This window comes from Methylobacterium sp. 17Sr1-1, from assembly GCF_003173775.1.
Lineage (GTDB): Bacteria > Pseudomonadota > Alphaproteobacteria > Rhizobiales > Beijerinckiaceae > Methylobacterium.
The window spans coordinates 3,571,579-3,584,870 of sequence record NZ_CP029552.1 but is presented as its reverse complement, the minus strand read 5'-3'; the positions used below and the strand labels follow the sequence as shown (position 1 = coordinate 3,584,870).

At 69.6% G+C, this 13,292-nt stretch carries 13 protein-coding genes; 7 read left to right on the top strand and 6 right to left on the bottom strand.

All coding sequences use genetic code 11. The features are described from left to right. Positions 1 to 26: 26 nt before the first annotated feature. Entirely contained in the window at positions 27 to 590 is a 564-nt protein-coding gene (locus DK412_RS16095) for a nitroreductase (RefSeq protein WP_109972759.1), read from the bottom strand. Between the two features lie 165 nt (positions 591 to 755). On the opposite strand from DK412_RS16095, the gene DK412_RS16090 reads away from it, so the two are divergent. From DK412_RS16090 to DK412_RS16070, 5 genes are all read left to right on the top strand, one after another. Beyond that, positions 756 to 3,197, top strand: coding sequence for a YfhO family protein (locus DK412_RS16090; protein ID WP_109975302.1), 2,442 nt, complete (start codon positions 756 to 758; stop codon positions 3,195 to 3,197). Next, positions 3,169 to 4,098, top strand: a complete 930-nt coding sequence (locus tag DK412_RS16085; RefSeq protein ID WP_109972758.1) for a hypothetical protein — start codon at positions 3,169 to 3,171, stop codon at positions 4,096 to 4,098. Before DK412_RS16090 ends, DK412_RS16085 begins: the two co-directional genes overlap by 29 nt. A gap of 213 nt (positions 4,099 to 4,311) precedes the next feature. Beyond that, positions 4,312 to 4,854, top strand: a complete 543-nt coding sequence (locus DK412_RS16080; RefSeq protein WP_109972757.1) for a TadE/TadG family type IV pilus assembly protein — start codon at positions 4,312 to 4,314, stop codon at positions 4,852 to 4,854. Next, positions 4,854 to 5,579 (top strand): TadE/TadG family type IV pilus assembly protein, encoded by a 726-nt coding sequence (locus DK412_RS16075; RefSeq protein WP_109972756.1) that lies wholly within the window; start codon positions 4,854 to 4,856, stop codon positions 5,577 to 5,579. Before DK412_RS16080 ends, DK412_RS16075 begins: the two co-directional genes overlap by 1 nt. Further along, positions 5,570 to 7,009, top strand: a complete 1,440-nt coding sequence (locus DK412_RS16070) for a pilus assembly protein TadG-related protein (protein WP_109972755.1) — start codon at positions 5,570 to 5,572, stop codon at positions 7,007 to 7,009. The genes DK412_RS16075 and DK412_RS16070 overlap by 10 nt, the downstream gene beginning before the upstream one ends. A gap of 349 nt (positions 7,010 to 7,358) precedes the next feature. On the opposite strand, the gene DK412_RS16065 is transcribed toward DK412_RS16070, so the two are convergent. From DK412_RS16065 to DK412_RS16045, 5 genes are all read right to left on the bottom strand, one after another. Beyond that, the gene (locus DK412_RS16065; RefSeq protein ID WP_109972754.1) at positions 7,359 to 7,754 is read right to left on the bottom strand and encodes a cupin domain-containing protein; all 396 of its coding nucleotides are present in this window, start codon (positions 7,752 to 7,754) and stop codon (positions 7,359 to 7,361) included. Positions 7,755 to 7,763: 9 nt separating this feature from the next. Further along, positions 7,764 to 8,570 (bottom strand): MetQ/NlpA family ABC transporter substrate-binding protein, encoded by an 807-nt coding sequence (locus DK412_RS16060; RefSeq protein WP_245446978.1) that lies wholly within the window; start codon positions 8,568 to 8,570, stop codon positions 7,764 to 7,766. A gap of 434 nt (positions 8,571 to 9,004) precedes the next feature. Beyond that, the gene (gene thrS, locus DK412_RS16055) at positions 9,005 to 11,017 is read right to left on the bottom strand and encodes a threonine--tRNA ligase (RefSeq protein ID WP_109972752.1); all 2,013 of its coding nucleotides are present in this window, start codon (positions 11,015 to 11,017) and stop codon (positions 9,005 to 9,007) included. Positions 11,018 to 11,187: 170 nt separating this feature from the next. Continuing rightward, positions 11,188 to 11,505 (bottom strand): membrane protein insertion efficiency factor YidD, encoded by a 318-nt coding sequence (yidD, locus tag DK412_RS16050; protein WP_109972751.1) that lies wholly within the window; start codon positions 11,503 to 11,505, stop codon positions 11,188 to 11,190. Next, positions 11,502 to 11,948: an iron-sulfur cluster assembly scaffold protein gene (locus DK412_RS16045; RefSeq protein WP_109972750.1), complete on the bottom strand. Its 447-nt coding sequence runs from the start codon at positions 11,946 to 11,948 to the stop codon at positions 11,502 to 11,504. Before DK412_RS16045 ends, yidD begins: the two co-directional genes overlap by 4 nt. A gap of 253 nt (positions 11,949 to 12,201) precedes the next feature. Here DK412_RS16045 and folE point away from each other — a divergent pair, with 253 nt between their 5' ends. Together folE and hisI are read left to right on the top strand one after the other, a co-directional pair. Further along, entirely contained in the window at positions 12,202 to 12,861 is a 660-nt protein-coding gene (folE, locus tag DK412_RS16040; protein ID WP_109972749.1) for a GTP cyclohydrolase I FolE, read from the top strand. Continuing rightward, positions 12,858 to 13,280, top strand: a complete 423-nt coding sequence (gene hisI / locus DK412_RS16035; RefSeq protein ID WP_109972748.1) for a phosphoribosyl-AMP cyclohydrolase — start codon at positions 12,858 to 12,860, stop codon at positions 13,278 to 13,280. Before folE ends, hisI begins: the two co-directional genes overlap by 4 nt. Positions 13,281 to 13,292 lie beyond the last annotated feature (12 nt).

The following is a 13,292-nucleotide window of genomic DNA, read 5'->3' as shown; positions in this document are numbered from 1 at the left end:
GGGCCCCGAGACCAGCCCGCCGCCAGTCAGTACCGCGTCACGATCTCAGGCAGCGCCGGCCGCGGCCGGTCGGGCGGCACCTGCTCGGCCCGGCCGACATGGACGAAGCCCGCCAGCCGCTCGGCCGGGTCGAGGCCCAGCGCGTCGAGCACCCGGCGGTCATAGGCCATCCACTCCGTGAGCCAGGCGGTGCGAAAGCCAAGACCGTTGGCCGCCACGATGAGGTTCATGCAGGCGGCGCCGGCCGAGAGCACCTGCTCCCACTCGGGGATCTTCACGTGCGTGCCGGCCCGCGACACCACGGCGATCACGAGCGGCGCCTGGGCCAGCCGCCCGGCCTCGAGGGCGAGCCGCTTGTCGTCGGCCTCCGGGTGGTCGGCCCGGTAGGCCTCGGCCACCACGCGGCCGATGCGGGCCTGTCCCTCGCCCTCGATCACGATGAAGCGCCAGGGCGCGAGCTTGCCGTGGTCCGGCACGCGGGACGCGACGGCGAGGATGGCGTCCAGCTCCTCGGGGGACGGGCCGGGGCCGGCGAGCTGCGCCGGCGCGACCGAGCGGCGGGTACGGAGAAGGTCGAGGATTGCGTTCATCTCGGCTTCAGTGGCTTGAGCTATAGCGGACGGACGGAGACGACAGGCTGCCATCCTGGCGCCCCGATGCTCCCTTTAAGCACCATTCCGCCCCGGACGGCCACGTCCGGGCGCGACGTGAAGCCGGGCGCCGGGCGAACCGGGGCCGAGGACGCCGACCGCACCATGACGCGCTCCCCCGCATCCCGTTCCCAATCTGGCCTCGCCCGTTCCTGGAGTTCCCGGGACTTCTGGCTGGCGCTCGCCGCCGTGCTGCTGTTCTGGGCCGCCGCGGCGGCGGTGTGGCCGCTTCACGGCGCGGTGGTGCCGTGGGATTCGAAGAACCACTTCTACCCGATGCTGCGCTACCTCGGGGCGGCGCTCGCGAACGGCGAATTGCCGCTGTGGAACCCCTACCACTTCGCCGGGCACCCCTCGGTCGCGGATCCGCAATCGCTCCTCTTCACCCCGACCATGCTGCTCTTGGCGTGGCTCGACCCGTCGCCGTCGATGGAACTGTTCGACGCGGTGGTGTTCGCCCACCTGATTCCCGGCGCGGTCGCGACGCTGCTTCTCTTCCGCCGCCGCGGCTGGCACGCCGCCGGCGCGGTCGCGGCCGCGATGGTGTTCGTGCTCGGCGGCTCGGCCTCGGCCCGGCTCCAGCACACCGGCATGATCATCTCCTACGGCTTCGTGCCGCTGGCCTGGTGGCTCCTGGAGGAGGCCCTCGCCCGCCGCTCCTACGCCTTCGGGCTCGCCTTCGCGGTGGTGGCCGCCGTGATGACGGTGGGGCGCGACCAGGTGGCGTTCCTGTGCGGCCTGAGCCTGATCGGCGTCGCGGCTCACGCGGTGCTCACGGCGCCGGCGCCGTTCGCCTACCTGCGGGCGCGGATCGGCGTGCTCGCCGTGATGGCGGTGGTCGGCGGGGCGCTGCTCGCCGTGCCCTCGCTCCTCACGATGCAGTTCCTGATGACCTCGACCCGGCCGTCCTTCGGCTACGGCGCGGCGATCATGGGCTCGCTGCCGCCCTCGAGCTTCGCCACCGCGCTCTTCGCCGACGTGTTCGGTTCGCTGCGCTGGACCTACGATTACTGGGGTCCGGACTGGCAATCGATGGACGGCAACACCTGGACCGACCGGGCGGTGAACTACCTCTTCGCCGGGACCCTGCCGGCTCTGCTGATCCTGTGGCACGGCATCGCCGGCGGGCGGCTGGCCGCCCGGGAGATCCGCTATCCGGTCGTCGTGCTCGGCGTCGCCACGCTCTACGCGCTCGGGCGCTACACCCCGCTCTTCGCGCCGGTCTTCGATCATGTCCCCGGCGTCGACCTCTACCGCCGGCCCGCCGACGCCACCTTCGTCATCAATATCGGGCTGTCGCTCACCGCCGGCTACCTCGTCCACCGCTACGTCACGGAGGGCGCGCCCCGGCTCCGGTCGGGCGCCATCGGCTTTGCCCGCGCCGCCCGCCTCGCCCTGCCGGCTCTCGCGCTCGCGGCCGTCAGTGGCATCCTCTTCGTGTCCTACACCTACGCGGCCAAGGCCCAGCACCTGCCGGACGCGCTGCGCGACGGCCTGATCGGCGCGGGCATCGCGCTCGCCGCGGTGGTGGCGATGCTGCGGGCGGCCCCCGGCCGGCGCGCCCTCGTCGCCTCCTGCCTCGTGGCTTTGCTCGGGGCGGAACTCGTCTGGCGCAACGCCGGCAACTCCCTCAACGCCGAGCCGGCGGGCCGCTACGCGGTGTTCCAGAAGCTGCCGCCGGAGCAGCTCCAGGGCCTGACGCTGCTGAAAGCCGAGCTCGACGCCCGCCACGCCAAGGGCGAGCATCCGCGGGTCGAGATCCTGGGCCTCGGCGGCGCCTGGCAGAACGCCTCGATGGTGCTCGGGCTCGAGGACACGATCGGCTACAACCCCCTGCGGCTCGCCGACTACGAGCGCGCCGTCGGCCCCGGCGAGAACGCCGCCGATCCGAACCTGCGCCAGTTCCCCGGCCTGTTCCGCGGCTACCGCTCGCGGCTCGCGAGCCTGCTCGGCCTCGAATACCTCGTCCTCGACCGGCCGGCCGAGCGGCTGCCGCGGCACTTCCCGCAGCTGACCGGCGCCAAGCTGCTCTACGGCTCGGGCGAGATGTGGATCTACCGCCTCGACCCGGCCAAACCCCGGGCCTACCTCGCGACCCGCCTCGTCCCGGTCGATTCCGAGAGCGTGCTCAACCAGGACGAACTGCCCGAGTTCGAGGGCAGCGAGACGGCCCTGGTCGACCAGGACAGCGTACCGAAGATCAAGGGCGGGTTCGGCCTCAAGGATCCGGCCGCGCCGGTGACCGCCGCGACGGGCACGGCGACCATTCTCGCCTATCGCCGCAATGTCGTCACCGTGGAGGTCGAGACCGACCGCGACAGCGTGCTGGTGCTGCACGACATCTTCTATCCGGGCTGGCAGGCGCGGGTGGACGGTGAGCGCCGCCCGATCCTGCGCACCAACCTGCTCTTCCGCGGGGTCGAGGTGCCGGCCGGCAAGCACGTGGTCGAGTTCCGGTTCCGGCCGCTCTCGGTCGACAACCTGGTGGCGGCGGCGAGCGAATTGCTGGCGAGGGACGATGACGCGGGCGAGACGGCGGTTCGGTAAAACCCTGGCGCTCGCGCTCGCAGCGAGTCCTTTCCTTGCGGCGAGTCCTGTCCTCGCGCAGGCGCCGGCCCCGCTCCCGGGCGGGGCGCAAGGCGTCGCGCCGCAGGGCGTGACGCAGGGACCGCCCCCGGCACCGGCCCCCGCCGAGGCCAGCCTGTCCTTGCGGGCGGTGCTGACCAGCGAGGCCAAGCCCCTACGCGGCGGCCTGACCTGGCGGATCTACGAGGACCGGCCGGAGGGCGGCAAGCCCGTGGTGCTGGCCCGCTCCGAGGAGGCGCAACCGACCTTCCGGCTGCCGCCGGGCAGCTACCTCGCCAACGTGACCTACGGCTTCGTCAGCACCTCGAAGCGCGTGACCCTGAATCCGGGGACGGCGAGCGACCAGCTCACCGTCAATGCCGGGGCCCTGCGCCTCTCCGGCGCGGTCGGCGAGGCGAAGATCGCAGGGAGCCAGCTCGCCTTCGCGGTCTTCGTGCCGATCGGCAACAACCCGGAGGGGCGGCTCGTGCGCGACGGCGTCAAGGCCGGCGAGGTGGTGCGCCTGCCCGAGGGCACCTACCACGTCGTCTCGACCTGGGGCGATTCCAACGCGATCCAGCGCGCCGACCTGAAGGTCGAGAACGGGCGCCTCACCGACGCGACCCTCAACCACCGCGCCGCCACCGTGACCCTGAAGCTGGTGGCCTCCCCCGGCACCGAGGCCTTCGCCGGCACCGCCTTCAGCGTGCTGACGCCGGGCGGCGACACGATCCGCGAGGCGATCGGCGCCTTCCCGCAGGTGACCCTGGCGGAGGGCGAGTACCAGCTGATCGCCCGCCACGACGGCAAGGTCTACACCCAGGACTTCAAGGTCGAGAGCGGCGTCGACCGCGACATCGAGGCGATCGCCAAGGACCCCTGAGCGTCAGGACCCCTGAGCGTCAGGATCCCTGAGCGTCGGGCCCCGCGAGCCTCGGCATCGAGTGCGGGGGCCGGGCGCCGGTCCCCGGACGGAAGCGGCTTTCGGCGAACGGGCTAACACCCGATTAAGCGCGCGGCCGGTGTCACGGTGAAGCCCCGAAGTCTCGCGCGACGGCTTATCCGGATCTTAATCCAGCGACGCAACGTTGGCCGCATGCGATGCGTGCGTGACCTCATCCGCGACGAGAAGGGAGCGACGGCCGTCGAGTTCGGCCTGGTCGGCCTGCTGTTCATCGCCATCCTCGTGGGCACGATGACCGTGGCCCAGATCCTGTACTTCGGTCAGAAGCTCGACTACGCGACCGAGCAGGCGTCGCGGCAGGTCCTCATCGGCACGACCCAGCGGACCTCGACCGCCAGCCTGGCGAGCTTCACGCAGGCGCTGTGCGGCTTCCTGCCCGCGGCGATGTCCTGCAGCGACGTCATCGTCAACCTGTACGTCGTGCCGGCCGCCAATCCGGGCTACTACGCCTACGCCAAGTCCGACATGAGCGGCCTGGCGCTGCCGGTCCTGACGCCGGGCAGCGGCCAGTTCTCCCTCGGCAACCGCGGCGACTACCAGTACCTGCAGGTCATCTACCCGATCACCCTTCTGCCGCCCTTCGTGACCGGCTGGCTCGACGCCACCACGACCTACAAGGGCAAGGCGGCCTACCTGCTGATCTCGACCGCCGCCTTCCGCGTCGAGCAGTACTGATGCGGGCCGCCCTCCTCGCCCGGATCCGGCGCTTCCGCCGGGCCGATGACGGGCTCGCCGCCACCGAGCTCGCGCTCGTGCTGCCGATGCTCCTCGTGCTGCTCCTCGGGGGCATCCAGCTCGTCGCCTACGTCAACGCGTCGCGCAAGGTCGATCTGGTGGTGCGGTCGATCAGCCAGATGATCTCGCAGGCGAGGCCCCCCACCGACAACAGCACCGTCAACGGCCTCGTCAACCAGTGGGACCTGCATTTCAGCTACGACGCGTCGCTGGTGCTGTTCCCGTTCCTGATGAGCGAGGCCAAGCGCCAGGGCAAGCAGTGGTGGCAGGTCATCACGATCAACTACGCCAGCATCCAGTTCAAGCCGACCGCCGCGACCTGCGCGGACCCGACCGACCAGAGCGCCTGCTACAGCGCCGGCGTGGTGTGGACCAGCACCGGCACGACGCAGCCGGCGAGCGGGCCGCTCTACCGGCGCTGCGGCGCGACGCTGATCCCGGCCGACAACAATGCGGCCGCGTCCCCGACGACCCTGCCGCGCTCCCTCTACGGCCCCGCCTCGGTGGTGGTGATCGACGCGGTGTTCACCTTCACGCCGACCTTCGGGGCGCGGTACCTGCCCTCGTTCGACATCAAGCGTTCGGCCTACGTCCAGCCGCGCTACGCCCCGCTGATCGACTACGACACCACCGGCAACGACGGAATCGCCACGAAATGTCCCTGACCCGCGCATCCCGGCTCACCGCCGCGCTGGCATCGCTGATGCGGGACCGCGACGGCGGCATCGGCATCATCTTCGGGCTCAGCCTGATCCCGATCGTCGGCCTCGTCGGGCTCGGGGTAGATTACGGCATGGCGATCACCAACCGCGCGCGGCTCGACCGGGCGGCGGATGCGTCGGCGCTCGCCGCCGTGGTGACGGCCAAGGCCTACGTCGCCGCCAACTCGTCGCAGAGCGGCGTCCTCGACAAGGCGAAAGCCGCGGGGGTGGCGCAGGCCGTCAACACCTTCAAGGTCAATACCGGCAGCGTGCCGCTTTCGAGCGTGACGCTGTCGACGCCGGCCGTCGACATCTCGGGCCAGACGATCACCGCCACCGTCACCTACTCGGCGATCGTCCAGAACAGCTTCGCGAAGCTGTTCAGGGTCCCGACCACCACGATCGCCAACACGTCCAAGGCGTCCGCCGACCTGCCGAGCTACCTGGACTTCTACCTGATGGTCGACGTGTCGGGCTCGATGGGCCTGCCGTCGACCGCGAGTGGCATGACCCAGCTCGCGCAGAACAACGACGACATGTACGGCGATTACAAGCAGAACTGCCAGTTCGCCTGCCACTTCCCCGGCAATAAGGGCTGGGGTTTGGCCGCCGGCAAGATCCAGCTCCGCTCGGACGCGGTGAACAACGCCGTCTGCGCGCTGCTGCAGCGGGCCGCAGCGCCGGTGGTACCGAACCAGTACCGGATCGGCATCTATCCGTTCATCAATCAGCTCGCGACCCTCGCGAGCCTGACCAACGACGTGACCGCTCTGAAGACCTCGGCCCAATGCGGAATGGCATGGCCGCTCGCCTTCACCAACCTCCTCGATACCGGCACGACGCAGCTCAACTCGCCCGGCGATCCGACCACCGGCACCGGCTCGGGCGGCACCCATTTCAAGGTCGCGTTCCCGCAGATGAAGGGAATCGTCACCTTGAACGGCTTCGGCGACGGCTCGACCAGCACGAGCCGCAAGCCGTTCGTGTTCCTCGTCACCGACGGGATGCAGAACGGGCAGCACTTCTTCGTCAACGCGAACGGCAAGTACGCCTATCCGGGCAGTCCGTCGAGCTTCCCGGGGTACGGCAATGCCTGGTGGGACGGCTCGCAGCCAAGTCAGATCGACCCGAAGAACTGCGATGCCCTGAAGGCCGCCGGCGCGACGATTTCGGTTCTCTACATCCCCTACAACCAGATCGTCTTCACCGACAAGGGCGGCACCGTCGCCACGGAGAACAACAAGGTCAACGCCTTCAGCCCGACACTGGCCAAGCCGCTCCAGGACTGCGCCTCGCCGGGCTACTTCACCACCGCCGACGGTCCGGACAAGATCACCGCCGCGCTGAACGCGATGTTCGACCAGGCGCTCAAGATGGCGAGGCTGACCCAGTAGGGGGACGGACGCCTACGAGGAACAAGGCCACCGCCGCCGGGCGGCGCGTCTCCTGCGCCTCCGGATCGACCGCGATGCCGTCAAGCGCCTGCCGCGAGGCCTTGCCGAGGACGAGGTTGCGACGGTGCCGGCGCGCCTAGACGACCGCGAGCATGGCGTCACGCTCAAGCAGGCCGAGACGGGACGAGGGCCGCCGAGGGCGGCCCGGATCGGTCGGAGGCGCATCGACGCCTCCGACCGGCGACCACAAGGGGACTCGCCTGTTCCTCGGCCGGCTTGGCGCTGGCAGGCGACCCGGACCGTCGGCGTCCGAGCCGCCCTGAATGCCCGGGCCGGGCAGTGCGAGGGGTTACCGATAGTCCTCCTCTCGCACGTGCTCCCGCCAGTCGACCTCACGGCCGTCGGGGAGCGCCTCGTGGATCGCGAGATGGACGAAGTGGTGGTCCGGGCTCGCGCCATGCCAATGGTCCTCCTCCGCAGCGATCCAGGCCGTGTCGCCCGGGCCGATGGTCAGCAGCTCGCCGCCCCGTGTCTGCACCCTGCCCCATCCCGAGAGGACATGGAGGATCTGCCATGACGGATGGGTGTGCCAGGCCGTTCGCGATCCCGGTTCGAACGACACCCGGTAGACGCGCACGTCGTTCGGTGCGCCGCCGCGGATCACCTCGTCGCGCCACACGGTGCCGACGAAGCCGATTGCCGCGCCCTTGACGGTCGGTGCCGGCGCTTTCCACAGATGGACCATGACGCCGCCTCACCAGCCGGCGAATCCGGCGCCGGGGAACCGCTTCTCCACGAAGCTCCTGACCTCGTCCGACTGATAGGACGACACCAGCTTCTTCACCCAGGGCGCGTCCCGGTCCTTCTTGCGAACGACGATCTCGCAGACGTACTGCGATTGCGGCTTCTCGAGGAGGATCGAGTCGCGCTGCGGGTTGAGACCGGCGAGAAGAGCGTAGTTGGCATTCACCACCGAGGCATCGACGTCGTCGAGGGCGTGCACGAGCTGGGCCGCCTCGAGCTCCTTGAACCGGAAGCCCTTGGGATTCCCGACGATGTCAAGCGGTGTCGCCTTGGACTCGGAGCCGGGGCGAAGCGTCAGCAGGCCGGCTTCCTGGAGCAGGATGAGGCTGCGCGCTTCGTTGGCCGGGTCGCTCCCGATGCTGATCAGAGCCCCTTTCGGCAAATCTTCGATCTTTTTGTACTTCTTGGAATAGACGGCGATCGGGAACAGGACCGTGCGTCCGACGGGAACGATGTCGTAGCCGCGGGCATCGAGCTGCGCTTGCAGGAACGGCCGGTGCTGGTAGCTGTTCGCGTCGAGATCGCCGGCCGCGAGGGCTGCATTCGGCTGGATGTAGTCGTTGAACTCGACGATCCGGACCGTCAGTCCCTCGCGCGCGGCGACCTTGGCGGCGGCCTCGAGGACCTCGGCATGCGGGCCGGAGGTGGCGCCGACCTTGATCGTCTCCGCTCCGGCAGCGCTCAGCGAGCCGACAAACCCCAGAAGGGAGATGAGCGATAACAACATTCGCATGCAGGAACTGCCAATTTCATCCAAGATATTGTTTACCCTGGATTATTGACACAAAGATCCCGAGATAAAATTCCAATCTTCGCGCTATTTTGCGAAACAAACCTACGACAGCAGGGGAAGGTAGGAGATTTTGATCATGCCCGCAGAACGCGATGCCGGGCGCTCGGCCCGGGACCGCGTTGGGATCGCGCAAGAGCGCGCCTGCCGGCTCCGTGGGGAGTCATTCTCCCGTGTCGTTCCGGGTCAGATCGGCGGAGCCTGAACCCGAGCAGCGTCGCGCACGCGGTCCACGACAGGACGGTCCATACGAAATCCGACTGATTGATTCAGGCAATCCTGTTGGATCGCTTTCGCAATGCGGATTTCGGCTTCGCTCAAGCGTGCGGAGCAAAGCTCCGCCGTCGCGGGCTCGTGATACACATCGAGACCGGCCCCGAGGCCGGTCTCGTTGCTCCGCCCTACGGCACCGGCGTGTCCTCGTGCTGCCCGTCGAGCGTCACGCCTTCGCTCGGCACGCTGGCGGCCACCGCGTCCGCCCGGCGCAGATCCGGGAAGGTCGCCTCGGCCACCAGCTCGGCCAAGGCCTGGTCGAGCGGCAGGGTGCGGCTCTGCGGGCTGCCGAGGCGGCGGATCGAGACGGTGCGCTCCTCGCCCTCCTTGCGGCCGACGACCAGCATCACCGGCACCTTGGCGTGAGAATGCTCGCGGACCTTGTAGTTGATCTTCTCGTTGCGAAGATCGGCCTCGGCCCGCAGGCCCATCGCGTCCGCCGCCTTCAGGACCTCGCGGGCATAGGGATCGGCCTCGCCGGTGATCGTCGCGACGACCACCTGCAACGGCGCCAGCCAGAGCGGGAAGTGGCCGGCGAAATGCTCGATCAGGATGCCGGTGAAGCGCTCCATCGAGCCGCAGATCGCGCGGTGGACCATCACCGGGGTCTTCTTCTGCCCGTCGGCATCGACGAAGAACGCGCCGAACCGCTCCGGCAGGTTGAAGTCGACCTGCGTCGTGCCGCATTGCCAGTCGCGCCCGATGGCGTCGCGCAGCACGTACTCGAATTTCGGCCCGTAGAAGGCGCCCTCGCCCGGGTTGATCGCGGTCTTGATCCGGCCGCCGGACTGCTCCTCGATCTGGGCGAGCACCCGGGTCATCACCTCCTCGGCGTGATCCCACAGCGCATCCGAGCCGACGCGCTTCTCCGGCCGCGTCGAGAGCTTCACCACGATCTCGTCGAAGCCGAAATCGGCGTAGGTGGAGAGGATCAGGTCGTTGATCTTCAGGCACTCGGCGGCGAGCTGGTCCTCCGTGCAGAAGACGTGGGCGTCGTCCTGCGTGAAGGCGCGCACCCGCATCAGCCCGTGCAGGGCGCCCGAGGGCTCGTAGCGCGAGACCGAACCGAACTCGGCCAGGCGCAGCGGCAGGTCGCGGTAGGACTTCAGCCCGTGCTTGAAGATCTGCACGTGGCCGGGACAGTTCATCGGCTTGATCGCGAAGACGCGCTCGTCCTCGGTCTTCGTGACGAACATATTTTCCCGGTACCAGTCCCAGTGACCGGAGGTCTCCCACAGCGCCTTGTCGAGGATCTGGGGCGCGTTCACCTCGGCGTAGTCGCCCTTCAGGCGCCGGCGCATGTAGGCGATGAGGGACTGGAACAGCGTCCAGCCCTTCGGGTGCCAGAACACCACGCCCGGCCCCTCCTCCTGGAAGTGGAAGAGGTCCATCTCGCGGCCGAGCTTGCGGTGGTCGCGGCGCTCGGCCTCGGCGAGGCGGTTGAGATAGGCGTCGAGATCGGCCTGATTGGCCCAGGCCGTGCCGTAGATCCGGCTCAGCATCGGCTTCGTCGAATCGCCGCGCCAATAGGCGCCCGCCACCTTCATCAGCTTGAAGGCGGCGCCGACCTTGCCCGTCGAGGTCATGTGCGGGCCGCGGCAGAGGTCGAACCACGTGCCCTGGCGGTAGAGGCGCAGGTCCTCCCCCGGCGGGATCGCGTCGACGAGCTCGACCTTGAACGCCTCGCCCTTCTCCTCGAACAGCTTGCGGACGTCGTCGCGGGCCCAGACCTCCTTGGTGAAGGGGGCATCGCGGGCGATGATCTCGCGCATCCGCGCCTCGATCGCCGGAAAGTCGTCCGGCGAGAACGGGGTCTCGCGGTGGAAGTCGTAGTAGAAGCCGTTCTCGATCACCGGGCCGATCGTGACCTGCGTCTCCGGCCACAGCGACTGCACGGCCTCCGCGAGCACGTGGGCGCAATCGTGCCGGATCAGCTCCAGCGCCCGCGGGTCTGTGCGGTCGAGGAACTCGATGCGGACGTCCTCGGCGATCGTGTCGTCGAGGTCGCGGACGGTGCCGTCGAGGGCCATCGCGACCGTGCGCTTGGCCAGCGACTTGGCGATGCCCTCGACGACGGCGCGGCCGGTCACGGCGCCGTCGTAGGACCGCGTGGCGCCATCGGGAAATGTCAGGATCGGCATGGGACTTCTAAAGGCTCCTCGGGGCTCACTCCTGCGCACGGTGCAGGTAAGCCGGGTGGTGGACGGCGTCCGGCGGGCCCAAGGCCGCGGGGCTGATGGCCGCGCACCGGACCGGCGCCGTATACCAGCGAAACGCGGGACATGTCAGACACAGTCGCGCGGCTTCGCGCTCAGCCCTCGACACCCTCGCAGAGCGGCGGCGGGGCGTTGACCCCGCGCCAGCGGCCATAGGCCCAGGGCCGGTGCCAGGCGGCACCGGCGGGCGGCGCCTCGGGGACGAGGTCGATGCCGTGGGTGCCGAACGGGCCGCAGCGGCAGATCCGGGCGAAGCCCATCCAGCCGCCGGCCCAGAGGCCGTGGCGCTGGATCGCCGCGTCGGCATAGGCCGAGCAGGACGGCCAGTGCCGGCACTGGCGCCCGACGAGGCCCGACAGGCTCAGCTGGTAGCCGCGGATGGCGAGATGCGCCGCGCGGCGAGCCGGGCTCATGCCGGCACCGCTTCTTTCTTGGCCGCGACCTGATCGAGGGCATCGACCACCGCGTCGAAGGTGAGCAGCGTCGAGGCGTGACGCGCCTTGAAGTCCCGCACCGGCGCCAGCACCGCGAAATCGGCGAATTTTCCCTTCGGCACCGGGCCGTTCTCCTTCAGCATCCGCCGCACCGTCTCGCGCAAGCAGCGCAGCTCCTCGGCGCTGGCGCCGACCACGTGGCGGGCCATCAGCGAGGAGGCGGCCTGGCCGAGCGCGCAGGCCTTCACGTCGTGGGCGAAGTCGGTGACCGTGTCGCCCTCGGTGACGAGGTCGACCGTCACGGTCGAGCCGCACAGCTTCGAGTGCTTGGACGCGCTCGCCGCCGGCGCCGGCAACCGGCCGAGGCGGGGGATGTCCGCCGCGAGGGCGAGGATGCGGGCGTTGTAGATGTCGTCGAGCATGGCATTCGTACTTTGGACGAGAGGGGCCGCGGGACGGACGAATCGGGCTTGACCGGACGGGTCTGACTTTGGCTTGACGGAAGGATGAGCTTGAGAACGCGGTGACCTGCTGCGCGCCCGGCGCATTGCGTGCGCCGGGCGGATTCCCGATATAGGCACGGTTGCCCGGCGGCGCGAGGCGCGGCCGGATCGGGGCGCATCTCGAGTCCCGGCATGGCTCTCCCTGCGGGGCGGCCCTGATCTTGGAGGCGTGATGGATGCGGTGCTGAAGTCCTTGTCGGTCCGGGCCCCGGAGGCGGCCGACAAGCGCAGCGACGCCCCCCGGCCGGAGCGCGTCACCGAGCGCCCGACCCGCCAGGAGGCCGAGGCCGCCGTGCGCACCCTCCTGCGCTGGGCCGGCGACGACCCGGAGCGCGAGGGCCTGCTCGAGACGCCGCAGCGCGTGGTCAAGGCCTACGAGCAGATCTTCGGCGGCTACCGCCAGGACGCGGACGCCATCCTCGACCGGGTGTTCGAGGAGGTCGAGGGCTACAACGACATCGTGCTGGTGCGCGACATCGCCTTCCACTCCCATTGCGAGCACCACATGGTGCCGTTCATGGGACGGGCCCACATCGCCTATTACCCCAGGCGCGGCGTCGTCGGCCTGTCGAAGCTCGCCCGCGTGGTCGACGCCTTCGCACGCCGGCTCCAGACGCAGGAGACGATGACGGCCCAGATCGCCGAGACGATCGATTCGGTGCTGCATCCCCGCGGCGTCGCCGTGATGGTGGAGGCCGAGCACCTGTGCATGGCGATGCGCGGCGTGCAGAAATCCGGCGTCTCGACCATCACCACCCAGTTCACCGGCGTGTTCAAGCAGGACCCGACCGAGCAGGTCCGCTTCCTCACCCTGGTCCGCGACCGGCGATGAACCCCCTCCCCACCTTCGAGGCCCCCGGCGACAAGCGCGCGCTGGAGGAGGGCGAGACCTTCACCCCGCGCTTCGGCCCGGACGGGCTGATCACCGCGCTGGCGGTCGATGCCGATTCGGGCGCGGTGCTGATGCTCGCCCACATGAACGCCGAATCGCTCGCCCGCACGCTCGCCACCGGCGAGGTCTGGTACTGGTCGCGCTCGCGGTCCGAGCTCTGGCACAAGGGCGCCACCAGCGGGCAGGTCCAGACCCTCGTCGAGATGCGGGTCGATTGCGACCAGGACGCGCTGCTCCTGCGCGTGCGCGTCGGCGGCGACGGCGGCTGCTGCCATACCGGGCGGCGGGACTGCTTCTATCGCGGGGTGTCGTACGATGCCGGGAGCGGGGCGGTGAAGCTCGTGCCGCGCTCGTCGTAAGACGAAGGCGCG

Bases quoted from the DNA above. Each gene is read 5' to 3' on its own strand.
- DK412_RS16095 (WP_109972759.1), bottom strand. From the start codon at position 590: ATGAACGCAATCCTCGACCTTCTCCGTACCCGCCGCTCGGTCGCGCCG.
- DK412_RS16090 (WP_109975302.1), top strand. From the start codon at position 756: ATGACGCGCTCCCCCGCATCCCGTTCCCAATCTGGCCTCGCCCGTTCC.
- DK412_RS16085 (WP_109972758.1), top strand. From the start codon at position 3,169: ATGACGCGGGCGAGACGGCGGTTCGGTAAAACCCTGGCGCTCGCGCTC.
- DK412_RS16080 (WP_109972757.1), top strand. From the start codon at position 4,312: ATGCGATGCGTGCGTGACCTCATCCGCGACGAGAAGGGAGCGACGGCC.
- DK412_RS16075 (WP_109972756.1), top strand. From the start codon at position 4,854: ATGCGGGCCGCCCTCCTCGCCCGGATCCGGCGCTTCCGCCGGGCCGAT.
- DK412_RS16070 (WP_109972755.1), top strand. From the start codon at position 5,570: ATGTCCCTGACCCGCGCATCCCGGCTCACCGCCGCGCTGGCATCGCTG.
- DK412_RS16065 (WP_109972754.1), bottom strand. From the start codon at position 7,754: ATGGTCCATCTGTGGAAAGCGCCGGCACCGACCGTCAAGGGCGCGGCA.
- thrS (WP_109972752.1), bottom strand. From the start codon at position 11,017: ATGCCGATCCTGACATTTCCCGATGGCGCCACGCGGTCCTACGACGGC.
- yidD (WP_109972751.1), bottom strand. From the start codon at position 11,505: ATGAGCCCGGCTCGCCGCGCGGCGCATCTCGCCATCCGCGGCTACCAG.
- DK412_RS16045 (WP_109972750.1), bottom strand. From the start codon at position 11,948: ATGCTCGACGACATCTACAACGCCCGCATCCTCGCCCTCGCGGCGGAC.
- folE (WP_109972749.1), top strand. From the start codon at position 12,202: ATGGATGCGGTGCTGAAGTCCTTGTCGGTCCGGGCCCCGGAGGCGGCC.
- hisI (WP_109972748.1), top strand. From the start codon at position 12,858: ATGAACCCCCTCCCCACCTTCGAGGCCCCCGGCGACAAGCGCGCGCTG.